This window comes from Pseudomonas sp. P5_A12 (genome assembly GCF_056400685.1).
This window is the reverse complement of sequence record NZ_JBFUKU010000004.1, coordinates 1-21,692: the sequence shown is the minus strand read 5'-3', so window position 1 is coordinate 21,692 and position 21,692 is coordinate 1. Positions and strand designations below refer to the sequence as shown.

Below are 21,692 nucleotides of genomic sequence, written 5' to 3'. Positions count from 1 at the left end.
TGGCACGAATGGCTGCTTCAGTAGTGGATAGTAAAGCTGACTGCCGAGGCCGGCGGCTTGTTCCATCGGATGTACGTTGATCAGCGAAATTTCGCCCCGGAACGGGTGTTGAGCCCTTTGGACATGCGGTCGTAGAGCACGACGTTGACGGTGGCCGCCAGGTTCATGCAACCGGTGGTCGGGATGTAGACCACGTCTTCGCACCAGTCGCGAATCTCTTTATCCAGCGAGCCGTCTTCCGGGCCGAAGATGTAGAGGGCACGGTCCGGGTGAGTGTATTCGGGTAGGGAGCGGGCGCCTTCGACCAGTTCCACGGCAACCGGCACGCAGCCCAGCGGCAGGATTTTTTTCAGGTCGTCGATACCGATCAGCGGGATGTCGTAGTGGACGCGCTTGGTGTCGGTGACGAAATCGGCGGCGCGTTCATAACGCTTGCCGGTATAAAACACGGACGCCACGCCATAGCAGCCGGCGGCGCGCATGACCGAACCGACGTTTTCCGGTGATTTGGGGTTATACAAACCAATGCAGCTGTACCGTTTGTCTGCCACGAGCGGGGTGCCTTCGGGGAAAAAAGCGCGATTATACGGGGATTGGGGGAGGGGTGTTCGGTTTGGAGATTGGTGGTGTCTGGGCAATAGCTATCGCGAGCAGGCTCGCTCCCACATTGGATCTGTGTCGTTCACAAGATTAATGTGGGAGTGAGCCTGCTCGCGATGAGGCCGGTGCAAGCACTGAAGATCTTCAGTCTTCTTTCTTCATCAGCCCACCCAATGCCGCAAACGGGTTATGCGTCGCCTTGGCGATTTTCGGCGTGCTCAGCGAACCTTCGCCGAAATACTGCTGATCGGTATAGCGCGAGTGTTCATTATCGTGGCAGTACAGGCACAACAGTTCCCAGTTGGAGCCATCCTGCGGGTTGTTGTCGTGGTTGTGGTCGCGGTGGTGCACGGTCAGTTCGCTCAGGCGCTTGCCGGAAAACTCACGGGCGCAGCGGCCGCACACGTGCGGGTACATCTTCAGGGCCTTGTCGCGGTAGCCCATTTCCTTGTCGCGCTGGTTGTCGGCGAGGATGCGGTCCAGCTTCGAAGTATTGGTCGGGGTGGACGAACTCATGGGTTCACCTTTGTAAAAAGACTAATGACGGTATTAAGCGAAGTTTAGCTCAGCCCTTGAGCTTCTCGGCAATCCAGATGGTGTGGCGTGTGCCCTTGTTGCCATGGGCGAAGACTTGCACTTCCTCGGCCTTGAAGCCGGCCTTTTTCAGTTTGTCGGAAAACTGCTTGTCGGCGCTGGCGGACCACACCGCCAGCACGCCTTTGGGGCGCAGGGCCTTGGCGCAGGCGCTCAGGCCCCCGGCGGAGTAGAGCCAGCTGTTGGCTTTCTGAGTCAGGCCTTCGGGGCCGTTGTCGACGTCGAGCATAATCGCGTCGAACCCTTGCGGCTCGGCCTGCAACACTTTGGCCACGTCTTCCATGCGAATCACGGTGCGCGGGTCGAGCAGCGGGTTGCCGGCTTTCTCGCCCAGCGGCCCACGGTTCCATTCCACAACGCCCGGCACCAACTCGGCGACTACCACTTCAGCGCTCTTGCCCAAATGCTTGAGCGCCGAGGCGAGGGTGAAGCCCATGCCCAGGCCACCGATCAGCACGCGCGAATTCGGGCGGCCGGCCACTTTGCGGCACGGGATCTCGGCCAGTGCGTCTTCGGAGCCGTGCATGCGGGTGTTCATCAGTTGTCCGCCGTCGCCACCCTGGATCTTGATGACGAAATCCTCACCGTATTCGAACAGGCACAGGGCACCGCCGTTTTCAGGAATGGGCGTGGTGTCGAGCAGAACGAAACGTTTCATGGGGCTCTCTTGAGGCAGATTTGCATAAACGGGGAGGGCAAACGGACGCAGTTGGGAGTAGCCTGAAAGGGACAACAAGGCCAACGGAGCCATTGATGAAGCGCACTATTCTAACGGCCATTGCTCTGGCCGCGCTCTCGATTACTGCAGTGCAGGCGCAAACGCTGCAAACGATCCCCGTCAGCCCCGCCCCCATGCCCGGTTCGCCAGGCACCGCGACGCCGACGCCATACCCGCAAATCACCGCGCCCTCCTTGCCAAAAACCGGCCCTGGCAGTAGCGGTCCGCCGTTGGTACCCATTGAAATGCCGAGCCCGCCGACCAAGGACCAGCCAGTGCCGGGGATCGAGCAAAACCCGACGAAAGTAAAATCGCCGGGCGGTTAAACCTGCTGCGAAAGCAGTTGTCCGTCAGCCATGCGCAAGCGTTTGGAGAGAGATACAGCGAGGGCGCGGATGATCTTGGCGGCGATTTTCGGCGCGTCATAGATCATCTTTTTCAGCGAGTCCTTGCCCAGGTTCAGCAACTGGCAGTTGCTTGCAGCCACGCAACTGGCCGAACGCCGTTCAAAGTCACCACAAAGCCCGGCTCCCACAGGGGATTGGTGTTGCCTCGGGGCCGGGGGCGGGTCTTGAGACCGGCACCCCGCACCACGTTCCTCAGGCAATGCCCAAAACCTTGAACAAAAATGCGTATTCGAGCGCTACGTCACGTAATCCCTGATAACGACCGCTCATTCCGCCATGCCCGGCGCCCAGTTCGGTCTTGAGCAAAAGGGTGTGACTGTCGGTTTTGGTCGCGCGCAATTTCGCCACCCACTTCGCCGCTTCCCAGTACTGCACACGGCTGTCGTTGTAGCCGGCAATCACCAAGGTCGCCGGGTAGGCTTGCGCGGTGATGTTTTCGTAGGGTGCGTAGGCCTTGATCCGATCATAGACATCAGGCTCTTCAGGATTGCCCCATTCGTCGTATTCCGTGACGGTCAGCGGCAGATCGGGGTCGAGCATGGTGTTGAGCACGTCAACGAATGGCACTTCGGCAATCGCCGCGCCGAACAATTCCGGCCGTTGATTGAGCACGGCGCCAATCAGCAAACCACCGGCACTGCCGCCGCTGATCGCCAGCTGTGGCGCGGCGGTGAAGCCATTGGCAATCAAATGTTCAGCACAGGCAATGAAGTCGCTGAACGTGTTGTGCTTGTGCTCCTGCTTGCCGGCCCGATACCAGGCCTCGCCCAACTCACCGCCGCCACGCACGTGTGCGATGGCGAAGGCCACGCCGCGATTCAGCAGACTCAGGCGGGCGTGGGAGAACCATGGGTCGAGGCTTTCGCCATAAGCGCCATAACCGTAAAGGTACAGGGGCACGGGTTGGCCCACATGTTCGCGTTTGACCACCAGGCTGATCGGCACTTGCGTACCGTCTGGTGCGGTTGCCCACAGGCGCTGGCTGACGTAGGCATCGGCGTCAAACGGGCCGAGCACCGGGGTTTCTTTCAGGACTTTCTGCTCACCGCTGTCCAGCTCAAGCTGGCGGATTTGCGCCGGTCGGTTCAACGCCTCGTAGCGCAGGCGAATCTTATCGCTGACGAACTCCAGACTGTTCTGGACGTGCAGGCTGTACGCCGCATCCGGCAATTGCACCCGATAAGGCGTCAGGCCTTGTGGGTGGACTTCGATGATTGGCAATCCACCTTCACGCAGGCTCAGGGTCATGGCGCCGGTGTTCAGGCTCATGCCCTCGATCATCACGGTGTCACTGTGGGGGATCAGGTTTTGCCAGTCGGCTTCGGTGGGCGCCACACCGGTGTCGACGGCGCTGTACAGGGCAAAGTTAATGCCGTCGCGGTTGGTGCGGATGAACCAGGTCCATTGGCCGTCGAGGGCGCCGTGGTCGACGTCGTACTCATGGTTCTCAACCCGTGGTGCCAGGCAAGTGAAGGCCTGATGTGGTTCGCAGGCGTCAAGCACCCAGACTTCACTGGTGGTCTTGCTGCCAAGGGACATCAGCAGTTGCAGTTCCGAGCTTGAGCGGTAGCAATGCAGGAAGAAACGTCCGTCCGGCTCATGGAACACTTCTTCGGCGGCCGTGCCGTCCAGCCGGTAACGGAACAGTTTGTGCGGGCGATGGGTGTCGTCCAGTTCGCCGAAAAACAGCGTCAGGCTGTCATTTGCCCAGGTCATGCTGCCGTCACAGTCCTGAAACTCCAGTTCGCTGACGCGACCATCGGACAATTCCTTCACGAACAGCGTGTAGATCTCGTCGCCGCTGGCGTCGATGCTGTAGGCCAGGCGTTGGTGGTCGGGGCTGATGCTGAATGCACCCAGGGAAAAAAAGCCACCGTTGGCCAGTTCGTTCGGGTCCAGCAGCAACTGTTCCTGGCTTTCGTCGAGTTGCAGGCTGTCATCGGCCGGACGCGGGCAACGGTAGTGACGGGCATATTCATCACCGGCGGTGGTCCGCGTGTAATACAGGTACGGACCCCAAGGGGAGGGCAGCGACAAGTCGGTTTCGAGAATCCGGCCCTTGATCTCTTCGTACAGGGTCTCGCGCAGGCCTGCCTGATCGGCGGTTTGCGCCTCTTGATAGCTGTTTTCAGCCTTGAGGTAGTCGAGCACCGCGTCGGTGTCGCGCTCCTGCAGCCAGGCATACGGGTCATCGCCTTTGGCCTTGTGGGCAATCGGGGCGGTGGAAGCGTTGGCGGATAAGGGCATGGATGGCTCTCGACAGTGTTCGAAATTGGGCTTTGCAGGCGTCATGCAATTCTGAAGTCCTCAGCAGAACCTGTGGGAGTGAGCCTGCTCGCGATGGCGGACTGCCAGACAACAATTATGTTGAATGTACTGACCTCATCGCGAGCAGGCTCGCTCCCACAGGTTATGTGTCTTGACCGGCAGGTATTGGGACAAGCCTGATGCACGAAAAGTCGTTACTATAAGCGCCTCTTTGCCTGCCTTGCCATGGACACCATGACCGAGAACGACTATCTGATCGCTTGGGGCCTCTACGCCTTTGCCGCTTTGGGCTGCCTGTTGGTGTGGATGCGCTTGACCCACTGGATGTGGCGCTGGCTGCGCGAACCGCTGCGGCTGCTTGTGGCCGTGTTGCTATTCAGCCCGACGATCATCGATCCGGTGAAGGATAAAGTCGCGCCGGCCATCGCCATTACGGCGCTCGACCTGTTGTTCAAGGTCGGCAACAACGCGTGGCGGGCAATTTCCGATCTGCTCATGTACGGCATGATCGCCTTTGGTCTTTATCTGGTCATGGTGGCGATCCGCATCCCCATCGAGCGCGCTTCCAATGCTCGCAAGGAACAAGCGGCCGCCGCCAAGGCTGCGGTCAAAGCCGAAGACCCTGAAGACGATCATCCCTTCGGCGGTGCCGGCGATGATCGTTACGGCCGCCCGCCGGTTCCGAGCAATCCTCAGCGATTGCGAGTCGAGCCGCGTTTGTAACCTTGCCCCTACCTTTTCATCGAGAGTCCGAACATGTGTGAGTTATTGGGCATGAGCGCCAATGTGCCGACCGACATCGTGTTCAGCTTCACCGGGCTGATGCAGCGCGGCGGTCGTACCGGTCCGCACCGTGATGGCTGGGGGATCGCGTTCTATGAGGGCCGTGGCCTGCGCCTGTTTCAGGACCCTGCCGCCAGCAGCGAGTCGGAAGTCGCGAACCTGGTGCAGCGCTATCCGATCAAAAGCGAAGTGGTGATCGGGCACATCCGCCAGGCCAATGTCGGCAAGGTCTGCCTGTCCAATACGCATCCGTTCGTGCGCGAGCTGTGGGGGCGTAACTGGTGTTTCGCCCACAATGGCCAACTCGCTGACTTTCAACCGACCGCCAGTTTCTATCGCCCCGTTGGTGACACCGACAGCGAGGCGGCGTTCTGCGATTTGCTCAACCGCGTGCGCGCGGCGTTCCCGGAACCGGTCGAGGTTGAAGAGTTGCTGCCCGACCTGGTAGCGGCCTGCGCCGAATACCGTAGCAAAGGCGTATTCAATTGCCTGCTCAGCGACGGCGACTGGCTGTTCTGCTATTGCTCGACCAAATTGGCCCAGATCACCCGTCGGGCGCCTTTCGGCCCTGCGCGCTTGAAGGATGTCGATGTGATCGTCGACTTCCAGGCCGAAACCACGCCCAACGACGTGGTGACGGTGATTGCCACCGAACCCCTGACCGAAAACGAAACCTGGACCCGCTACGAGCCGGGCCAATGGAGCCTCTGGCGACGCGGCGAATGCGTCAGTCAAGGCAAGACCGAATAAGGATATCTCCCCCGATGTTGCTCAGTTATCTACGGCTGGTGTTATTTGCGGCGGGCCTGTTGATCGGGGTCCAGGTGCCGGGGTTTATCAATGATTACGCGAAGCGGGTCGAGGCCCACCTGATCGAGGCGCAAACCGGTTTGAGCGGTTTCCAGGGCACCGCCAATCAGTTTTTCAAAGGCGACATGCAGGCGCTGGTCGCCCATTACCGCGCCAGCGAAGACCCGATCTTTCGCAGCGATGCTGACAGCCTGAGTAACTTGCTGACCCGTCAACTGGCGTTGGACAAGCAATTCCAGGCCATGCAAGGTCCGTGGTACATCCGCTTCCTGCAAGTGGTGCTGGCCGCCGACCCGGACATCCGCAAGGAAACCTGGAATGGCTACAGCTACCAGATCCTGCTGACGCCGGAAGCGATGATCTGGGGCATGAGCGGTGCGTTGTTGCTGTCGTTCGGCATCGAATGCCTGTTCCGCTTGATCGACTGGGTAGTGCTGGGCGGCAAACGCCTGCGCCAGAGCCGGCCGATTGAAGACCGGGATGTGCGCGGCCTGTAATCCTGTAGCCGGTTTGCCGGCGATTGCCGCGACACATATGTCTGGCAGGTCGTATCGCTGGCAAGCTGGCTCCTGCTTTTACCAGTCGACCGAGTAGCTCATGCTCAGCGTGCGGCCTTCGGCGTTGGCGTAGGGCGCTCTGGCGTTGGCCTGGGTGAACAGGTTTACGTACGTGCGATCCGTCAGATTAAACACCCCGCCTTCAAGACGACCGACCGGCAGTTGCACGGAGCCGAGCAGGTCCACCAGCGTATAACCGTCGATGTCGCGTCCGTTGTTGTCCTTGGAGGCGGCGTCATAACTGGACAAATGCATGCCTTGCAGGCGCAGGTTGTAATCCTCTTCGATATAGCTGACGAACAGCGTGGTCTTGGCCGGTGAGATACGCGTCGCCGGCAGATCGATCCACTTGCCGTTCTGCTCGGTCTCGCCTTTGGCCCAGGCGTAAGTGCCACCCACCGACCATTGATCGGTCACGCGGTAGTTCAGGTTGTTTTCAATGCCGCGAACGCGCTCTTTCTGGTTGATCAGGCGTAATACGCGATCATTGGCATCGTAGAACTGGGTCACGTCCGAGGTGTTTTCATACACGGTAACGTCGGCCTGCCACCGGTCCCAGTCACCACGCCAGCCCAGCTCATAACTGTTGACCTTGATGGCCTGGGCGTTGAGGCTCTGGATGTCGAAGGTGCTGCTGACGTCACGCATGAAGCGCTGGATATCCGGCAGCGAGAACCCCTGGCTGAAATTGGCGAATACGTTCTGGTTTTCACTCAGGTGGTAGACCGCCCCCAGGTTGTACAGCGTGTCATCGTATTTGAGGGTGTCGCCGGGCAGTGTGGCGCGTACGCCGGTCTGCACGATCTCACCATAAGCAATGCTGTCGGAGACGTCGCTTTCGATCCATTCACGGCGCACACCGCCACGCAAGGTCCAGTCACCGATGTCCCAGGACATTTGCCCGAACAGCGATTTGGTGGTGGTTTCGATGTCCGGGCCCAGCTCGTAAGTAGTGCCGGTCTTGGTGTAGGTCAGACCATTGAGCGTGTATTGATCACCTCGTTGGCGGGAGCGCTCATTATCAAAGTCGGCGCCCCAGACCAGGTTGCCCGTGGCACTCCCGATGGCGGGCAGCGGCGTATCGATGGCCGCGCGCAGGCCGTAGACATCCTGCACGCTATTGTTGTCGGAGATCCCGGCTTTGCCCCGCGACAGGTCCGGGAAGAACAGTGCATCGGCGCGTCGCCAGTAACTTTCCAATTGCAGGCCTTGACCGTAGAAGTCCGCGTCGGTGTAGTTGAGGTTGACCGCCTGGTTATGGGTGTAGGGTTGCTCATCCAGTTTCAATCCCTTGACCGCCACGGCTTGCTGCAGGTTTTTCGGGTCTTTGGTGTAACCCGTGTCCTGCTGATCCTTGTAGTCCTGCAGCGCCAGGCTGATTTTTTTGTCGGCATCCAGTTCGTAACCGAAACGACCTTGCAAGTCATAGGTTTCGGTGTCCATGCTGCTTCCCTGAGAGGTGTCCTGAGGGATACGGTTGCCGTTACCGTCGTACATATCGTTACGCTGGATCAGGTCGGCGGAGACGTACCAGTCCAGGGCATCCTTGCGCCCGGTCGCGCTCTGAAAGGCTTCGTAGGCGAAGCCTTTGCTATTGAGGTTGTTGCCGGTGGTCAGGCCCAGTTTGCTGCTGTAGGCATTGTCCTGACCCTGATTGCGCTTGGTGATGATATTGATGATGCCGCCTGAAGCGCCGGCACCATAGAGGCTGCTGGCGCCGGAGACCACTTCGATGCGTTCGACGCTGGCCGGGGTGACGCTGTTGAGCTGGCGGAAGTTGTCGCGTGTGGCGTTCTGCGATACGCCGTCGATCAATACCAACATGTTGCGCCCGCGCAGGGTCTGGCCGAAGTTGCTCATCCCGCCGCTGGACGGTGCAAGACCGGGGACCAGTTGCCCGAGGATGTCGGAGATCCGGCGACCTGCGCCGCTCTGCTCACGGATCTGCTGTTCGTCGATCACCAGGACCGAACCTGGAATCGAAGCGATGGTCGCTTCGCTGCGAGTAGCGGAGACGACGGTGGCCTGCATGTTCAAAGTGCCGGGCTGCTGCTCGGTATCTTCGGCCCAGGACTGAGCGCTGAAGGTCCCAAGCAGCGGGATCAGTAGGGGGAGTTTGAGTCGGGTCATGATAAGGACTTTTTTAGTTGTGATAGGTGTGGGTAGATACGTTCGAGCGGTCAGGTGAGGCGTTGAATGACCGCACCCAACGGATCCCGATGGCAGTTACGGCGTAGGTCAGCGCCACCAGCCAGAAACGTGTAGGTGGATAAGGTGTTGGCGATCAGGGCATAAGCCAGCGGCAGCAGGGCGCGTTGCCAGATGCCCCAGACGAATCGACTGGCGAGAGCAATTCGCTGGGCAGCAGGATTTTGTGGGGGAGTGTGTCGGGGTTGATCAGGCCTTCACGAAACAGCGCCTGGATCAGGCGTTGGAAGCAGCGCTGGGCGGCGGGCTCCAGCGCATTGCTCAAATGATCGAGGGTGATGCGGTGGGACTGGAAAGCCTGAGTGCCAAGGGCTTCGCTCCAGTGAGCGAGCAATTGCTGCTGTTTTTCCGTGTAGGCGCGCATCAAGTCCGATTCCTTGTGGACAGTTGGTTAGCTGAAAGCGCGCAGAGAATACCTTTTGGGAAATATTATGCAAATGATAGTAATTAATATTTAAATTGCAGAAAGTGTCCTTCAGATTCTGACCGGGGATTTGCTCAAGACGATGTAGTGCTCGCCCACTTTCTGCGCATAGCGCTCCAAGACGTGCTGACACAACGCCACAATCTCCTCGACCCACTCAACCCCCGTGCGCCATGACACCACCACCTGCAAGTCCGGCGGCCGTTGATCGATGGCCAGCAGGGTTAATTCCCCTCGCGCCAGTTCTTCGGCCACCAGCACCGGTGGCAGGGCTCCAATACCAAAGCCGTCCCGTAGCAACCGGGTAATCGCCGACACCGAATTCACGCAGTTCAGGCGTGGCGTCATCACACCATTGGCCTGCATCAGGGCGAGCACCTCCTGATGCGGATGTGAGTTTTTCGAGTAGGTAATGATCCTCTCGCGGGCCAGATCGGCGATGCCCGAATACTCACGGTTGAAGAGGGAGTTGCTCGCCGCGATCCAGCCCATGGGATGACTGGCCAGCTCCAGGCTGCGCACGCTTTCCTGACGCATCAGGTCGGTTTGCAGGATCAGATCGAGAAAGCCTTTTTGCAGTTGATCGCAGAGGTTGAGCGAAGTATCGGCCACCAGTTCGATTTCCACCAACGGATAGAGATCCGTCATCTGCGCCACCAGCGGGCTCAACCATGTGTGGATCACTGTGTCCATGACGCCGATCCGCACCCGCCCGATTTTGCTCGAACGGGTCTCGATCGACTGTTTGAGTGCTTGCATGGTGTCCATCATCTGCTCGGCATAGTCGAGCACTTTCAGGCCTTCGGGCGTCAGGCTGACGCCGCGTGAATCGCGCAGAAACAGCTTCACCCCCAGCTCACTTTCGAGCACGGCGATGCGGCTGGAAATCGAGGCCTGGGTGGTGAAGAGCTTGTCGGCGGTCAGGCGAAAACTCTTGAGTCGAGCGACCCAGACAAAGGTTTCTAGAAACTTCAAATTCATGGGATCAACTTTTTCTTATGCCTAAGCCCGGTTTTTATTAGTTGGACGCAGCAGGGCCGGGCGCCCAAAAATCGGCACATCCGGTTCCCACGATAGGCGTCGTCGGGGCTCAGAACAATACCAATAAAAACTAGCGCGGAGATTTGCCATGAGTGCGCCCGACACGCTCGACATCCCCAAAACCACGGCTCGCCCGGGACCTTTCGACTGGTACCGCAACATCAATCAGCAGGAACGCCGCACTTTCTGGAGCTGCAAGATCGGCTATGGCCTGGACGGCATGGACACCCAGATGCTCAGCTTCGTGGTGCCGACCCTGATTGCGATGTGGGGCATTACCACCGGCGAAGCCGGACTGATTCACACCAGCACCCTGATTGCCTCGGCCATCGGTGGTTGGGTGGCGGGGATTCTCTCCGACCGCATCGGTCGCGTGCGCACCCTGCAACTGACGGTGCTGTGGTTCGCCTTCTTCACCTTCCTCTGCGGCTTCGCGCAAAACTACGAGCAATTGTTGATCAGCCGCACCCTGATGGGCTTCGGTTTTGGCGGTGAATGGACCGCCGGCGCGGTGCTGATGGGCGAAGTGATTCGCGCCAAGGATCGTGGCAAAGCGGTGGGCATGGTGCAATCGGGCTGGGCGCTGGGGTGGGGGCTGACGGCGATTCTGTATGCGCTGCTGTTTTCGTTGTTGCCGCCGGAAGATGCCTGGCGTGCGCTGTTCATTCTCGGCATCGTGCCGGCAATTTTTGTGATTTTCGTTCGTCGTCTGGTCAAGGATCCGGAAATCTACCGCGAAGCCAAGGCCAAACAGGAACCGAGCAACCCTGCGAAGTTCTACGAGATTTTTGCCCCCGGCATCCTCTTCACCACGATTCGCGCTTCGGTGCTGACCACTGGCGCACTGGGCGGTTACTACGCGATCACCTCATGGTTGCCGACGTTTCTGAAGAACGAGCGGGGTTTGAGCGTACTCGGCACGGGCGGTTATCTGGCGATGGTGATCGTCGGTTCCTACGTCGGCTATGTCATCAGCGCCTATTTGACTGACATCCTCGGGCGCAAGAAGAACTTCATCCTGTTCGCGGTCGGCTCGTTCACCATCGTGTTGCTCTACACGCAATTGCCGGTCAGCAATGGCGTAATGCTGTGGCTGGGTTTCCCGCTGGGCTTCTTCGCTTCGGGTATTTTCAGTGGTATGGGCGCGTTTTTGACTGAGTTGTTTCCGACACGGATTCGCGGTTCGGGCCAGGGGTTTTGCTACAACATCGGTCGGGCGCTGGCGGCATTGTTTCCGCTGTTGATCGGTTTGCTTAGCCAGAAGGTGCCATTGAGTGTAGGCATCGGGGCGTTTGCGGCAGTGTCCTACGGGGTGGTGATCCTCGCGGCGCTGAGCCTGCCGGAAACCCGTGGCAAACAACTGGATGCACAGTAATCTGCCTGCCTCTGAAAAGAATAGAACCTACAGGAGTGTTCTCCGTGAGCCGCCTGCTATTGAACTGCGACATCGGCGAGAGTTTCGGCAGCTGGACCATGGGTCTGGATGCCGAAGTCATGCCCTTCATTGATTGCGCCAACATCGCCTGTGGTTTCCATGCCGGCGACCCGAGCATCATGCGCAAGACCGTCAGCCTGGCGCTGAGCAACGGCGTGCAGATCGGCGCGCACCCGGCCTATCAGGATCTGGTCGGGTTCGGCCGGCGCTCGATGGTGTATAGCACCCAGGAACTCCAGGACATCCTGCATTACCAGATCGGCGCCCTCGACGGCATTTGCCGCGCTCAGGGCGGGCGCGTCAGCTACGTCAAACCCCACGGCGCGATGTACAACGACATGATGGCCAACCCGGCACAGTTGCGTGCGGTGCTTCAGGCCGTGGCGGCGTACGACCGGAGCTTGCCGTTGATGTTGATGGCGACCCGCGACAACAGCGCCGCGCAGCAAATGGGCGATGAATATGGCGTGACCTTGTGGTTCGAAGCCTTTGCCGACCGCGCCTACGACAGCGCGGGCATGCTGGTTTCGCGACAACTGCCGGGCGCGGTGCATCATGATCCCGAGAAAGTCATTGAACAGGCGCTGACCATCGCCCGTGGTGACCCCCTCACTGCCAGCGACGGCAGCGCATTGCACTTGCAGGCCAACACCTTGTGCGTACACGGCGACAACGTCAGTTCGGTTGCCGCTGTACAACGGATCCGCGAAGCCCTTGATCAGCAGAGCGCATCATGAAGCTGCGCGTAGAGGTGGTTGCGCTGGATTGCCTGATGGTGCGTCTCTTTGATGAGATTGCCGAAGCCAACATGCCGTGGATGCTGGCGGCCAGCGACAATTTGCGTGCTGCGTTCGGTGGTCATCTGATCGATCTGGTGCCGTCCTATACGACGTTGATGGTGCATTACGATTTGACCGCGCTAAGCCCTGCTCAGGCTCGGGAATTGATTGCTGAAGCGCTGATCGACCTGTCACCCAACACACGCACCGGCGGTCAATGTCATGTGCTGCCGGTCTGGTATGACTTGAGCGTCGGCCCGGAGCTGAGCCTGTTGTCGCAGCGCAGCGGGCTGGCGGTGGAGGAGGTGATCCGCCGTCACAGCGGGCGCGAGTATCAGGTGTTCGCCTTGGGTTTCGCGCCGGGTTTCGCTTTCATGGGGTTGGTGGAAGAAGTGCTCGCCGCGCCACGCCTGAACACCCCGCGCAAAAAAGTCGCAGCCGGCAGTGTCGGCATCGCTGAGCGTCAAACCGCCGCCTATCCGGTGGTGTCCCCCGGCGGCTGGAACCTGATCGGCCGCACCCCGGCCAAACTGTTCGACCGCGAACGTGACGGCTACAGCCTCATGCAACCGGGCGACACGGTGCGCTTTGAAGCGGTCAGCCACGCCGAATTCATCCATCTGGGCGGTGACGACACGCCATTGGAGGCGCAGGCATGAGCCGCTTATCAATAGAAACGAGTACGCCGCTGTGCCTGTTACAGGACGCCGGCCGCTTTGGCGTGCGGCATTTGGGCGTGACGCAGGGAGGCGGGCTGGATTGGCGTTCAATGTCCTGGGCCAACTGGCTGCTGGGTAATGACCTGAATGCGCCGGTGATCGAAATCACCCTCGGCGGGTTCACGGTGGTGGCCGAAGAGGATTGCGTACTGGCGCTGGCCGGTGCGGATCTGGGGGCTCAAGTCGACGGCGAGGCGCTGGCGCCATGGCGCAGTTTCAGGCTGCATAAAGGTCAGCGATTGCAGCTCACACAGCCAAAGCTCGGGGCTCGGGCTTATCTCGCTGCGCCGGGCGGATTTGAGGCGCCAAGCGTCCTGGGCAGCCGTTCGACCGTGGTCCGTGAGGAACTGGGCGGCGTGGATGGCCGGGGCCGGGCGTTGACCAAAGGTACGCAGCTGAGTTATGCAGGGAATGCGTTGCTCTTGCTGCGGGAGTTGCCGACGGAGCATCGACCGGATTTTACCGACGATTCGCCGCTGGATCTGGTACTGGGCGCACAGATCGGTGAGTTCAGCGGGCAGAGTCTGTTCGACGCGTTCAACCGTGTGTGGACACTCGACAGCCGCGCCGACCGGATGGGCATTCGCCTGTTGGGCACGGCGTTGCAGTACCAGGGAAAACCGTTGATATCCGAAGGCATCCCGCTCGGCGCGGTGCAGGTGCCGCCGGACGGGCAGCCGATCGTGTTGCTCAATGATCGGCAGACCATTGGCGGTTATCCGCGACTGGGAGCCTTGACGCCGTTGGCGCTGGCGCGGCTGGCGCAGTGCCTGCCGGGGGCGACGGTGCGGTTGCGGCCGGTGGTGCAGGATGTGGCGCATCGCGAGCATGTCGAGTATTTGCGCCGTTTTTCAAATCGCTAAAAGCATCGCTGGCAAGCCAGGCTCCTACAGGGATTGAGGTCGTTTGTAGGAGCCTGGCTTGCCAGCGATGGGGCACTAACGGACAACAAAGATTACTTGGACAAAAACCGCATCCCTTCCTCCAACCCCCGCAGGGTCAGCGGATACATCTGGTCATCAATCAAGTCCCGCACAATATTGGTCGACGATGTATAGCCCCACGTATCTTTCGGATACGGGTTGATCCAGATGAGCTTCTTGTACTTCTCCCTGAACCGTTGCATCCACACATAACCGGCTTCTTCGTTCCAGTGCTCGACGCTGCCGCCCGCCTGGGTGATTTCATAAGGCGCCATGGCGGCGTCACCGATGAAGATCACTTTGTAGTCGGCGCCGTACTTGTGCAGCAGGTCCTGGGTTGATGTGCGTTCGGAGGTGCGACGCATGTTGTTCTTCCACACCGATTCATAGATGAAGTTGTGGAAGTAGAAGTACTCCAGGTGCTTGAACTCGGTCTTGCAGGCCGAAAACAGTTCCTCGCAAATTTTCACGTGCGCGTCCATCGAGCCGCCGATGTCGAACAGCAGCAACAACTTGACGGTGTTGCGCCGCTCCGGCCGCATCTGGATATTCAGCAGCCCGGCATCTTTGGCGGTGTGATCGATAGTGCCATCGATGTCCAGCTCTTCCGCGGCACCCTGACGGGCAAATTTGCGCAGGCGACGCAGGGCCACCTTGATGTTGCGCGTGCCCAGTTCCACGGAGTCGTCGAGGTTCTTGTACTCGCGCTGATCCCAGACCTTGACCGCTTTACCCTGACGTTTTCCGGCATCGCCGACCCTGATGCCTTCCGGGTTGAAGCCGCCGGAGCCGAACGGACTGGTGCCACCGGTGCCGATCCACTTGTTGCCACCGGCATGGCGTTCTTTCTGTTCTTCGAGGCGTTTCTTGAACTCTTCGATCAGTTTGTCCAGGCCGCCAAGGGACTGGATCGCCGCCCGTTCTTCATCAGTCAGGGAGCGTTCGAATTCCTTGCGCAGCCAGTCTTCGGGAATCAGGGCCTGAAGGTGATCGTCGAGTTTTTCCAGGCCGTTGAAGTAAGCCCCGAACGCCCGGTCAAACTTGTCGAAATGCTTTTCGTCCTTCACCAGAATCGCTCGGGACAAGTAATAGAACTCGTCCATGTCGGCGAAGGTCACACGCTGTTTCAGCGCGTTGATCAAGTCCAGCAGCTCCCGCACCGAGACCGGCACCTTGGCGGCGCGCATTTCATTGAACAGGTTGAGCAGCATGGCGTTAACCCTTATCGAGTGCCGCGACGGCTCATGAACGCCAGGCGCTCAAGCAACTGCACGTCCTGTTCGTTCTTCACCAGCGCACCGGCCAGCGGCGGAATGGCCTTGGTCGGATCGCGTTCACGCAGTACCGCTTCGCCAATGTTGTCCGCCATCAGCAGTTTCAGCCAGTCCACCAGCTCGGAGGTCGATGGCTTTTTCTTCAGGCCCGGCACTTTGCGCACGTCGAAGAACACATCCAGCGCTTCGCTGACCAGATCCTTCTTAATGTTTGGGTAGTGCACATCGACGATCCTCTGCATCGTGGTGCGATCCGGGAAGGCGATGTAATGGAAAAAGCAGCGGCGCAGGAACGCGTCCGGCAGCTCTTTCTCGTTGTTGGAGGTAATGATGATGATCGGGCGTTTCTTGGCCTTGATGGTCTCGTCGATCTCGTAAACGTAGAACTCCATCTTGTCGAGTTCTTGCAACAAGTCGTTCGGGAACTCGATGTCCGCCTTGTCGATCTCGTCGATCAGCAGAATCACCCGCTCTTCGGATTCGAAGGCTTCCCAGAGCTTGCCCTTTTTCAGGTAGTTGCGAACGTCGTGAACCTTTTCCGTGCCCAGTTGCGAGTCGCGCAGGCGGCTGACCGCGTCGTACTCGTACAGGCCCTGATGCGCCTTGGTGGTGGACTTGATGTGCCAGGTGATCAACTTGGCGCCGAAGGACTCGGCCAGTTGCTCGGCCAGCATGGTTTTGCCCGTGCCCGGCTCGCCCTTGACCAGCAGTGGACGCTCCAGGGTAATGGCGGCGTTGACCGCCAGCTTCAGGTCATCGGTGGCGACGTAGGCCTGGGTGCCTTCGAACTTCATCTGCTAATCCTCGAACGGTGACGCCGACCTGAATGAGGCAGGGCGGGACGCAATAATATTGATGCCCGACTATACCGCGCTGCCCGGTCGACTGTGAACGCAGACGGCTTATTCAGTCTCTGAATGGAGCGTCACATCTTGACTCAGTCTTGGCTGCTGGCCAGTATTGGGATATCGCCATATTGGCGATATCTTGCTGCAATTCTTAGTGAATTGGAGCGATGTTACCCATGAAACGACCACGGCTGTCGGCCGTTCAGGCGTTGCCAGATAACCGTCTGGCGCTGACGTTTATCGATGGTCAGCAGTTAACACTCGATTTGAGCCGCGACCTGCACGCTTATCCAGGATTGCAGCCATTGCTGGCGCTGGGCGCGTTCGACGGTGCGTCTCTAGGCGACGATGGCTGGAGCGTCGAATGGCCTGAGCTGGACATTCAAATCGGGGCAGATAGCCTGTATCTGGATGCACTCGCACAAAACGCATCCGACGAAAACACTCGTACGTTCATTGAGTGGCGCGCACGCACCGGATTGTCACTCAATCAGGCGGCAGAGGCGCTTGGGGTCAGCACCCGCAGTATCACCCGCTACAGCAGTGGTCGTGAAGTGGTGCCACGTTCCTTGGCATTAGCCTGCTTGGGCTGGGATTTCCTGCAACAGCAATCGAAGTCTACACGCGCAGCTGAAGAAACCGGTCGCTATACCGTCACACGCAAACCCTAACCAGCCTCCGGCTTCGGCCGCTCATACTGCGCGTTGAACGCCTGGATGAAACCATTGCGCAAAATCTGCAAAAACGCCTGGAACGCGCTGATATCCTGGCGATGCACGTTTCCTTTGAGCTCCACTCGGGTCGCGAACTGGTTTTTGCCCTGGTTTTTCAGGACGGTTTCAGAGCCTCCGACGATGGCCTCCCAGATCGATCGGAAAATCCCTTTGTCCTTGTTTTGCACGTCTTGCTGCCAGTTGAACACGTCGACGTCTATGAGCAGCGGTTTGATGTAACCGGTCAATCGGGCTTTTTTGGCTTGCGCTTCAATGACCACATCGCCATGACCTGCGTTGAAGTCGAACTTGCCATAGGCCGAGGCGAAGTCGTTCATGCGTTTGAGTTCGATGCCTTTGGCGCGCATCCGAAATTCGAAGTCTTCGAAATTACTCAGTGGATCAAACGTTGCGGTGGTTTCCAAAGGTGCGTGCCCGAGCAGCAGGGCCTTGCCTTCGAAGCGAGCATCACGCTTGCCTTGTTTGTCGACCACGTTGGTCAGGTTGTAAATGCTGGCATTGACCTGAGTGGCATTCATATTCACGGGAGGCTTGGAATTGAAGTTGCGAAAACTGATTTTGCCGTCGTGGATCTGCACTTCGTCCAGGGTGACGGGTAACAATTTGCCCAGTTGCGCGCGCCAGTCGGTGCCCTGGCCTGTTTGCGAGTTTTGCTTATTGGCGCCGCCGTCGACGAAGTTCACCTCGGGATTGAAGAACTGCACCTGGGCGACCACTGCATGGTCATACCAGAGTGAATGCCAACTGACGGAAAGGTCGATGAGCGGTGCATCGACGAAGGGTACCGGGACCTTGCCGTCGACCTTGACGATTTTCAATCCATTAATTTTGTAAGCGCCGCGCCACAGGGCCAGGTCTACGTCGGTGATCTGGCCACGGTAGTCACCCATGTCTGCCAGTTTGTCGTTCAGGTAGTCGCGCACCATATAGGGCAGGGCGATGTGCAGGGTAATCAGCAGCACAACGAGGCCGGCGAGCGTCCACAGGGGCCAACTGTATCGACGTTTCATGGTGGTAAATCTCTGGCGATGTAAAGCGATTGACTACGCTGACCACCGGACGTTCGACCTGACTGGACGCCCAAGGGCAAGAGGCTTACCTTGATGCGCTATTTCCATGCTGCAGTTAAGGACCCAGACATGAGCCGTATCTTCGCTGACAACGCCCACTCCATCGGCAATACGCCCTTGGTGCAGATCAATCGCATCGCTCCGCGCGGCGTAACCATCCTGGCCAAGATCGAAGGGCGCAACCCCGGTTATTCAGTCAAGTGCCGGATCGGCGCAAACATGATCTGGGATGCCGAAAGCAGCGGTAAACTCAAGCCTGGCATGACCATCGTCGAACCGACCTCGGGCAATACCGGCATCGGCCTGGCATTTGTCGCCGCTGCCCGTGGCTACAAGTTGATGCTGACCATGCCGGCGTCCATGAGTATCGAACGACGCAAAGTGCTCAAGGCACTCGGCGCCCAACTGGTGCTGACTGAGCCGGCCAAGGGCATGAAGGGTGCGATTGAGAAAGCCGGCGACATCGTCGCCAGCGATCCGGCCAAGTACTTCATGCCGGCGCAGTTCGACAACCCGGCCAACCCGGCCATCCACGAAAAAACCACCGGTCCGGAAATCTGGAACGATACCGACGGCGCGGTCGATGTGTTGGTGGCAGGCGTCGGCACAGGTGGAACCATTACCGGTGTTTCGCGGTATATCAAGAATACCCAGGGCAAACCGATTATCTCGGTGGCCGTTGAGCCTGCGGTTTCGCCGGTGATTACCCAGGCCATCGCCGGCGAAGAGATCAAGCCGAGTCCGCACAAGATTCAGGGCATCGGTGCCGGTTTTGTGCCTAAGAATCTGGACCTGTCAATGGTGGATCGCGTTGAGTTGGTCACCGACGACGAGTCCAAGGCCATGGCCTTGCGCTTGATGCAGGAAGAAGGGATTTTGTGTGGTATTTCGTGTGGCGCGGCCATGGCGGTTGCTGTTCGCTTGGCGGAAACCCCGGAAATGCAAGGCAAGACCATCGTTGTGATCCTGCCGGACTCTGGCGAGCGCTACCTGTCGAGTATGTTGTTCAGCGATCTGTTTACCGAACAGGAGAATCAGCAATAAGCGCGGCTGGAAGCTAAGCGTCTATAGATGAGTTGGCGGGATTGACTACGGTCAGTCCTCGTTCAGATTCCGAATGCTAAAAATTGCTTGTTGCGCAATTTTTACTGAATGCTGCTTCAGGCGGTTTTTCCCGGGAAGAGGGAATGATTAAGATGGCCGGGCGCCACGCCGGGTGAAGGGCGTTGAGCGATAAGTCTATTCTCAAGGAGTCGTAGATGAGCTTTTCCATTGCCGCGAAAGCGTCGGTGTTGCTGCTGTTTTTTGGCAGCACGCTCTATGTCCATTTGCGTGGAAAGGCGCGATTGCCGGTTTTGCGGCAATTCGTCAATCACTCGGCGTTGTTCGCACCCTACAACGCCTTGATGTACCTGTTCTCCGGCGTGCCGTCCAAACCCTATCTGGACCGCAGCAAGTTTCCGGAACTGGACGTGCTCCGGGACAACTGGGAAATGATCCGCGACGAAGCCATGCACTTGTTCGACGAGGGATATATTCGCGCTGCCGAGAGGAACAACGACGCCGGTTTCGGTTCGTTTTTCAAAAAGGGCTGGAAGCGCTTTTACCTCAAGTGGTACGACAAGCCGCTGCCCTCGGCAGAAGCCTTGTGCCCGAAGACCGTGGCGCTGGTGAGCAGCATTCCCAACATCAAAGGGGCGATGTTCGCGTTGCTCCCAGGTGGCAGCCACCTCAATCCGCATCGTGATCCGTTTGCCGGTTCCTTGCGTTATCACCTGGGGTTGTCGACGCCCAACTCCGATGATTGCCGCATCTTTGTCGACGGTCAGGTATACGCCTGGCGCGATGGCGAAGACGTGATGTTCGATGAAACCTATGTGCATTGGGTCAAGAACGAAACCGAGATGACCCGGGTGATTCTGTTCTGTGACATCGAACGCCCATTGAACAGCCGCGTCATGACCTGTATCAACCGCGGGATCAGCGGTTTTCTTGGACGCGCCACTGCACCTCAAAACCTTGATGATGAGCGAGTCGGCGGGATTAATCGGGCGTACGCATGGAGTAAGAACTCCAGCGATAAGGTCAGCGGGGTGGTTAAACGGTGGAAGCGTCGTCACCCCAAGGTGTACCGCGTGATGCGGCCGGTTTTGGCGGTGGTGGTGCTGGCGTTGCTAGGGAGTTGGTTGTTTGGGTAAGACACGTCGAGAAATGAAAAACCGCTCCTTGGAGCGGTATTTTTCGCCTGCTTCAAGGGCGCCCGGCGAGCAGGCTGGGTTCTTCGCCTTCGATGCCCGTCGCAATTAGTTGCAGAATGCGCCGCTCACTGGCTGTCAGCTCTACAGCAACCTGTTTTCTTTCGGGTGTGGATGAGCGTTTTCTTGTGGGAGATTTCTTAATGACTTTACCCATCTTCCCTCCGTCATTGGTTACATATTGAACAGATTTCAAGATACTAGGCTCTCTACGGCTTTGACAAGTCGACGCTCTGCATCGAAGTAAAATCCGAATTGTTGGTAGATAGAAATTGCACCTTTCAACGGCTCCTGTACTTCGATGAACTTGCTGCCAATAATTTTGGCGTACTGTTCAACGACCAATATGGCCAACGGTGCAATACGTTTTTTCAGAGGATGAGCCTCTCCGGGCAATCCCTCCAATCGCACGATGCGGATTTTTTGCCGACTGTTGTTGGGATTTGCGAAACACAGTCCGCACAGTCGTTCATCAAACCAGATGGCCAGATCCAGAGCCAAAGGCTCACTCGCTTTCCATCCAACCACTTCATTCCATGCAAAGTGTGGATCTTGCCAAAGTTCCCAGGCTTTCAGTGCCTGGGCGTTGATCGCTTCAAAGCGCACTTTCGACAAATCGAGATCTGTTGGCCCAACCAGCTCAAGCTCGTGTTGCAGTTGGGCAATCTTGAGGCCTGCGAGTGTTCTAGCCCTTGATCGATACAACTGATACCGCAGACACGTCCGTTCCCTTGGCATGTGATCTCTTGCATTCCATGTCCCCCAACGCGGGCGATTCCCTTTCACTCAGAGTAAGCAGCATTTCTCTGACTGTCGTTACTGGCCCTTTGTCCAAGTCATTGCAATCCATGTCACCCGCTGGATGTAGTCGGCGCTGGTGATTTCCAACCCACCGTCTACCCCATCGTGCGCGGGAATCAGCGCTCCGGGCCTGTTCATTTGGCCAGCGCATGCTCGGCCCGCACCGAATTCATAAACGCCTGCATCGCCGACGATTGAATGCGATGACGCCGGGTGATCAGCCCATAGGGCGGTAACCGTGCTTCGAACTTGATCGGCAAGATGGCCAGCAAATCACGACCGGCATAGTCTTCCACCACCGACATGGGCGTGACGCCGAGCATGTCAGTCTGCTGCACCAGGGAGAGCAAGGTCATGATCGAGGTGGTTTCGACGATGCTGTTGGGGATGTCGACCCGGGCGTTGTGAAACACTTGATTGATGATGGCGCGCATCGGGCTTGGA

The 21,692-nt window shown here is 58.5% G+C and carries 23 protein-coding genes and 3 pseudogenes; 11 read left to right on the top strand and 15 right to left on the bottom strand.

Annotated elements, in window-relative coordinates:
• Positions 1-80: 80 nt before the first annotated feature.
• The 3 genes from AC1DSG_RS01290 to AC1DSG_RS01280 all read right to left on the bottom strand — a co-directional run bounded on the left by AC1DSG_RS01290 (position 81) and on the right by AC1DSG_RS01280 (position 1,852).
• The gene (locus tag AC1DSG_RS01290) at positions 81-551 is read right to left on the bottom strand and encodes an RNA methyltransferase (RefSeq protein WP_008153126.1); all 471 of its coding nucleotides are present in this window, start codon (positions 549-551) and stop codon (positions 81-83) included.
• Positions 552-744: 193 nt separating this feature from the next.
• Complete coding sequence (locus AC1DSG_RS01285; protein WP_218501711.1) at positions 745-1,116, bottom strand: YajD family HNH nuclease; 372 nt, start codon at positions 1,114-1,116, stop codon at positions 745-747.
• A 49-nt stretch (positions 1,117-1,165) separates the two neighbouring features.
• The gene (locus tag AC1DSG_RS01280; RefSeq protein ID WP_477789223.1) at positions 1,166-1,852 is read right to left on the bottom strand and encodes a spermidine synthase; all 687 of its coding nucleotides are present in this window, start codon (positions 1,850-1,852) and stop codon (positions 1,166-1,168) included.
• Between the two features lie 95 nt (positions 1,853-1,947).
• Between AC1DSG_RS01280 and AC1DSG_RS01275 the strand changes: the two genes are divergently transcribed.
• Positions 1,948-2,238 (top strand): hypothetical protein, encoded by a 291-nt coding sequence (locus tag AC1DSG_RS01275; protein WP_007944005.1) that lies wholly within the window; start codon positions 1,948-1,950, stop codon positions 2,236-2,238.
• Here the strand turns inward: AC1DSG_RS01275 and AC1DSG_RS01270 are convergent.
• Both AC1DSG_RS01270 and AC1DSG_RS01265 read right to left on the bottom strand, forming a co-directional pair.
• Positions 2,235-2,426: pseudogene (locus AC1DSG_RS01270) on the bottom strand (cyclic nucleotide-binding domain-containing protein); the annotation flags it as partial. The gene AC1DSG_RS01275 and the pseudogene AC1DSG_RS01270 sit on opposite strands and share 4 nt — an antisense overlap.
• An 85-nt stretch (positions 2,427-2,511) precedes the next feature.
• A complete protein-coding gene (locus AC1DSG_RS01265) occupies positions 2,512-4,566 on the bottom strand; it encodes a S9 family peptidase (protein WP_477789222.1) in 2,055 nt (684 codons plus the stop codon).
• Positions 4,567-4,812: 246 nt separating this feature from the next.
• On the opposite strand from AC1DSG_RS01265, the gene AC1DSG_RS01260 reads away from it, so the two are divergent.
• Genes AC1DSG_RS01260 through AC1DSG_RS01250 form a run of 3 tightly spaced genes read left to right on the top strand, consistent with a single transcriptional unit; the run spans position 4,813 to position 6,677 of the window.
• The gene (locus tag AC1DSG_RS01260; protein WP_477789221.1) at positions 4,813-5,310 is read left to right on the top strand and encodes an MFS transporter; all 498 of its coding nucleotides are present in this window, start codon (positions 4,813-4,815) and stop codon (positions 5,308-5,310) included.
• 33 nt (positions 5,311-5,343) lie between these two features.
• The gene (locus AC1DSG_RS01255; protein WP_477789220.1) at positions 5,344-6,120 is read left to right on the top strand and encodes a class II glutamine amidotransferase; all 777 of its coding nucleotides are present in this window, start codon (positions 5,344-5,346) and stop codon (positions 6,118-6,120) included.
• Positions 6,121-6,134: 14 nt separating this feature from the next.
• Entirely contained in the window at positions 6,135-6,677 is a 543-nt protein-coding gene (locus tag AC1DSG_RS01250; protein WP_477789219.1) for a DUF2937 family protein, read from the top strand.
• 78 nt (positions 6,678-6,755) lie between these two features.
• Here AC1DSG_RS01250 and AC1DSG_RS01245 read toward each other — a convergent pair whose 3' ends face one another.
• The 4 genes and pseudogenes from AC1DSG_RS01245 to AC1DSG_RS01230 all read right to left on the bottom strand — a co-directional run bounded on the left by AC1DSG_RS01245 (position 6,756) and on the right by AC1DSG_RS01230 (position 10,350).
• Positions 6,756-8,867: a TonB-dependent receptor gene (locus tag AC1DSG_RS01245; protein WP_477789218.1), complete on the bottom strand. Its 2,112-nt coding sequence runs from the start codon at positions 8,865-8,867 to the stop codon at positions 6,756-6,758.
• Between the two features lie 13 nt (positions 8,868-8,880).
• Positions 8,881-9,085 (bottom strand): annotated as a pseudogene (locus AC1DSG_RS01240) (MFS transporter); the annotation flags it as partial.
• A gap of 35 nt (positions 9,086-9,120) precedes the next feature.
• Positions 9,121-9,309 (bottom strand): annotated as a pseudogene (locus AC1DSG_RS01235) (hypothetical protein); the annotation flags it as partial.
• A gap of 111 nt (positions 9,310-9,420) precedes the next feature.
• Positions 9,421-10,350 (bottom strand): LysR family transcriptional regulator, encoded by a 930-nt coding sequence (locus AC1DSG_RS01230; protein WP_477789217.1) that lies wholly within the window; start codon positions 10,348-10,350, stop codon positions 9,421-9,423.
• A gap of 148 nt (positions 10,351-10,498) precedes the next feature.
• Between AC1DSG_RS01230 and AC1DSG_RS01225 the strand changes: the two genes are divergently transcribed.
• From AC1DSG_RS01225 to AC1DSG_RS01210, 4 genes are read left to right on the top strand one after another with little or no spacing between them, the layout of a single operon-like run.
• The gene (locus AC1DSG_RS01225) at positions 10,499-11,785 is read left to right on the top strand and encodes an MFS transporter (protein ID WP_477789216.1); all 1,287 of its coding nucleotides are present in this window, start codon (positions 10,499-10,501) and stop codon (positions 11,783-11,785) included.
• 44 nt (positions 11,786-11,829) lie between these two features.
• A complete protein-coding gene (locus tag AC1DSG_RS01220) occupies positions 11,830-12,582 on the top strand; it encodes a 5-oxoprolinase subunit PxpA (RefSeq protein WP_477789215.1) in 753 nt (250 codons plus the stop codon).
• Positions 12,579-13,283: a 5-oxoprolinase subunit B family protein gene (locus AC1DSG_RS01215; RefSeq protein WP_477789214.1), complete on the top strand. Its 705-nt coding sequence runs from the start codon at positions 12,579-12,581 to the stop codon at positions 13,281-13,283. The genes AC1DSG_RS01220 and AC1DSG_RS01215 overlap by 4 nt, the downstream gene beginning before the upstream one ends.
• Positions 13,280-14,206, top strand: coding sequence for a 5-oxoprolinase subunit C family protein (locus AC1DSG_RS01210; RefSeq protein ID WP_477789213.1), 927 nt, complete (start codon positions 13,280-13,282; stop codon positions 14,204-14,206). The genes AC1DSG_RS01215 and AC1DSG_RS01210 overlap by 4 nt, the downstream gene beginning before the upstream one ends.
• A gap of 92 nt (positions 14,207-14,298) precedes the next feature.
• Here AC1DSG_RS01210 and AC1DSG_RS01205 read toward each other — a convergent pair whose 3' ends face one another.
• A complete protein-coding gene (locus tag AC1DSG_RS01205; protein ID WP_007946791.1) occupies positions 14,299-15,477 on the bottom strand; it encodes a vWA domain-containing protein in 1,179 nt (392 codons plus the stop codon).
• Positions 15,478-15,488: 11 nt separating this feature from the next.
• Positions 15,489-16,334: an AAA family ATPase gene (locus AC1DSG_RS01200; RefSeq protein ID WP_008153159.1), complete on the bottom strand. Its 846-nt coding sequence runs from the start codon at positions 16,332-16,334 to the stop codon at positions 15,489-15,491.
• Between the two features lie 221 nt (positions 16,335-16,555).
• Here AC1DSG_RS01200 and AC1DSG_RS01195 point away from each other — a divergent pair, with 221 nt between their 5' ends.
• Positions 16,556-17,059: a DUF2442 domain-containing protein gene (locus AC1DSG_RS01195; protein ID WP_477789212.1), complete on the top strand. Its 504-nt coding sequence runs from the start codon at positions 16,556-16,558 to the stop codon at positions 17,057-17,059.
• On the opposite strand, the gene AC1DSG_RS01190 is transcribed toward AC1DSG_RS01195, so the two are convergent.
• Positions 17,056-18,132, bottom strand: a complete 1,077-nt coding sequence (locus tag AC1DSG_RS01190; RefSeq protein WP_477789211.1) for a DUF748 domain-containing protein — start codon at positions 18,130-18,132, stop codon at positions 17,056-17,058. The genes AC1DSG_RS01195 and AC1DSG_RS01190 overlap by 4 nt on opposite strands.
• A 129-nt stretch (positions 18,133-18,261) precedes the next feature.
• On the opposite strand from AC1DSG_RS01190, the gene cysK reads away from it, so the two are divergent.
• Entirely contained in the window at positions 18,262-19,236 is a 975-nt protein-coding gene (gene cysK / locus AC1DSG_RS01185) for a cysteine synthase A (RefSeq protein ID WP_477789210.1), read from the top strand.
• Positions 19,237-19,451: 215 nt separating this feature from the next.
• A complete protein-coding gene (locus tag AC1DSG_RS01180; protein ID WP_477789209.1) occupies positions 19,452-20,390 on the top strand; it encodes an aspartyl/asparaginyl beta-hydroxylase domain-containing protein in 939 nt (312 codons plus the stop codon).
• 52 nt (positions 20,391-20,442) lie between these two features.
• On the opposite strand, the gene AC1DSG_RS01175 is transcribed toward AC1DSG_RS01180, so the two are convergent.
• From AC1DSG_RS01175 to AC1DSG_RS01165, 3 genes are all read right to left on the bottom strand, one after another.
• The gene (locus AC1DSG_RS01175; RefSeq protein ID WP_477789208.1) at positions 20,443-20,604 is read right to left on the bottom strand and encodes a hypothetical protein; all 162 of its coding nucleotides are present in this window, start codon (positions 20,602-20,604) and stop codon (positions 20,443-20,445) included.
• Positions 20,605-20,639: 35 nt separating this feature from the next.
• Positions 20,640-21,185 carry a hypothetical protein gene (locus AC1DSG_RS01170; protein ID WP_477789207.1) on the bottom strand — a complete coding sequence of 182 codons (546 nt, stop codon included), beginning with the start codon at positions 21,183-21,185 and terminating at the stop codon, positions 20,640-20,642.
• 197 nt (positions 21,186-21,382) lie between these two features.
• Positions 21,383-21,692 (bottom strand): LysR substrate-binding domain-containing protein (locus AC1DSG_RS01165; RefSeq protein ID WP_477789206.1); only part of this gene is annotated, 310 nt, incomplete at its 5' end.

Excerpts from the sequence above, each read along its gene's own strand:
- AC1DSG_RS01265 (WP_477789222.1), bottom strand. The coding sequence starts at position 4,566 with ATGCCCTTATCCGCCAACGCTTCCACCGCCCCGATTGCCCACAAGGCC.
- AC1DSG_RS01260 (WP_477789221.1), top strand. The coding sequence starts at position 4,813 with ATGGACACCATGACCGAGAACGACTATCTGATCGCTTGGGGCCTCTAC.
- AC1DSG_RS01190 (WP_477789211.1), bottom strand. The coding sequence starts at position 18,132 with ATGAAACGTCGATACAGTTGGCCCCTGTGGACGCTCGCCGGCCTCGTT.
- AC1DSG_RS01195 (WP_477789212.1), top strand. The coding sequence starts at position 16,556 with ATGTTACCCATGAAACGACCACGGCTGTCGGCCGTTCAGGCGTTGCCA.
- AC1DSG_RS01275 (WP_007944005.1), top strand. The coding sequence starts at position 1,948 with ATGAAGCGCACTATTCTAACGGCCATTGCTCTGGCCGCGCTCTCGATT.
- AC1DSG_RS01215 (WP_477789214.1), top strand. The coding sequence starts at position 12,579 with ATGAAGCTGCGCGTAGAGGTGGTTGCGCTGGATTGCCTGATGGTGCGT.
- AC1DSG_RS01200 (WP_008153159.1), bottom strand. The coding sequence starts at position 16,334 with ATGAAGTTCGAAGGCACCCAGGCCTACGTCGCCACCGATGACCTGAAG.
- AC1DSG_RS01180 (WP_477789209.1), top strand. The coding sequence starts at position 19,452 with ATGAGCTTTTCCATTGCCGCGAAAGCGTCGGTGTTGCTGCTGTTTTTT.
- AC1DSG_RS01175 (WP_477789208.1), bottom strand. The coding sequence starts at position 20,604 with ATGGGTAAAGTCATTAAGAAATCTCCCACAAGAAAACGCTCATCCACA.
- AC1DSG_RS01225 (WP_477789216.1), top strand. The coding sequence starts at position 10,499 with ATGAGTGCGCCCGACACGCTCGACATCCCCAAAACCACGGCTCGCCCG.
- AC1DSG_RS01280 (WP_477789223.1), bottom strand. The coding sequence starts at position 1,852 with ATGAAACGTTTCGTTCTGCTCGACACCACGCCCATTCCTGAAAACGGC.
- AC1DSG_RS01210 (WP_477789213.1), top strand. The coding sequence starts at position 13,280 with ATGAGCCGCTTATCAATAGAAACGAGTACGCCGCTGTGCCTGTTACAG.
- cysK (WP_477789210.1), top strand. The coding sequence starts at position 18,262 with ATGAGCCGTATCTTCGCTGACAACGCCCACTCCATCGGCAATACGCCC.
- AC1DSG_RS01245 (WP_477789218.1), bottom strand. The coding sequence starts at position 8,867 with ATGACCCGACTCAAACTCCCCCTACTGATCCCGCTGCTTGGGACCTTC.
- AC1DSG_RS01205 (WP_007946791.1), bottom strand. The coding sequence starts at position 15,477 with ATGCTGCTCAACCTGTTCAATGAAATGCGCGCCGCCAAGGTGCCGGTC.
- AC1DSG_RS01285 (WP_218501711.1), bottom strand. The coding sequence starts at position 1,116 with ATGAGTTCGTCCACCCCGACCAATACTTCGAAGCTGGACCGCATCCTC.
- AC1DSG_RS01255 (WP_477789220.1), top strand. The coding sequence starts at position 5,344 with ATGTGTGAGTTATTGGGCATGAGCGCCAATGTGCCGACCGACATCGTG.
- AC1DSG_RS01230 (WP_477789217.1), bottom strand. The coding sequence starts at position 10,350 with ATGAATTTGAAGTTTCTAGAAACCTTTGTCTGGGTCGCTCGACTCAAG.
- AC1DSG_RS01250 (WP_477789219.1), top strand. The coding sequence starts at position 6,135 with ATGTTGCTCAGTTATCTACGGCTGGTGTTATTTGCGGCGGGCCTGTTG.
- AC1DSG_RS01170 (WP_477789207.1), bottom strand. The coding sequence starts at position 21,185 with ATGCCAAGGGAACGGACGTGTCTGCGGTATCAGTTGTATCGATCAAGG.